The organism is Roseateles sp. (assembly GCF_049240545.1).
Taxonomy (GTDB): Bacteria; Pseudomonadota; Gammaproteobacteria; order Burkholderiales; family Burkholderiaceae_C; genus Paucibacter_A.
This window is the reverse complement of sequence record NZ_JBMLSK010000352.1, coordinates 1-1,050: the sequence shown is the minus strand read 5'-3', so window position 1 is coordinate 1,050 and position 1,050 is coordinate 1. Positions and strand designations below refer to the sequence as shown.

Below are 1,050 nucleotides of genomic sequence, written 5' to 3'. Positions count from 1 at the left end.
CAGGATGTGACGGACCACAACACGTTGCGGCATGACCTGGTCTGGCAGACGGCGGTGGGTCGCGATCACCGCTTGGGCAGCGCGCCCACGCTGAGCCGGCTGGAGAACGCGGCAGGCGCGCGCCATGCCTGGGCATTGCATGGCGTGCTGCTGGAGCAGTTCGTGGCCAGCCGCAGGACGACGCCGACGGAGCTGGTGCTGGACGTGGACGCCACGCACGTTCCGCTGCACGGGCAGCAGGAGCGAGCGCACTTCAACGCCCATTACGACAACTACTGCTACCTGCCTCTGTACGTGTTCTGCGGGCAGGACATGCTGGCGTGCGTGCTGCGCCCAAGCTGGCGCGATCCGGCCAGCATCGTCAGTGCGGTGCTCAAGCTGCTGGCGCGGCGCCTGCGACAGTCCTGGCCGGGCGTGCGGCTCATCGTGCGCGGCGACAGCGGCTTCAGTCGCCCGAAGGTGCTGCGCCGCCTGGACGCCTGGGGTATCGACTACGTGCTGGGTGTGCAGAAGAACCCGGTGCTGGAGTGGAACTGCGCACTGGCTGCCCTGGCCGTGGCCGATCGTCATGCTGCCAGCGGCGCCAAGGAGCGCCTGATCGGTGAGTTCAGCTATGCGGCACGCAGCTGGAACCGTGAGCGACGCGTCATCGCGCGGCTGGAGCACGGAGCGCAAGGGGCTGATGCCCGCTTCATCGTCACCAGCCTGAACGGCGATGCCAGCGAACTGTACGAGCGGCTGTACTGCGCTCGTGGAGAGGCCGAGAACCGCATCAAGGAGGCGCAGCTGGATCTGTTCGGTCGCCGTGCCAGCTGCCACCGCTACGCGGCCAACCAGATGCGCCTGCTGCTGGCGGCACTGGCCTATGCGCTGATGATCAACCTGCGGCGGCTGGCCTTGGTGGGTACAGAACTGCAGCAGGCCTGCACAGCCACGATCCGCACGCGGCTGCTGAAGATCGGCGCCGCGGTGCTGCGCAACACGCGGCGCGTGCGTCTGATGTTGGCCAGCCAGCATCCCCTACGCGAAGTGTTCGAAGTGGCCGCTGCG

1 protein-coding gene is annotated in these 1,050 nt (G+C 67.8%); it reads left to right on the top strand.

From position 1 onward, the window contains the following. Positions 1-1,050: IS1380 family transposase (locus tag ACOVRJ_RS21520; RefSeq protein WP_422045865.1), on the top strand; the 1,050-nt coding region annotated here is incomplete at both ends.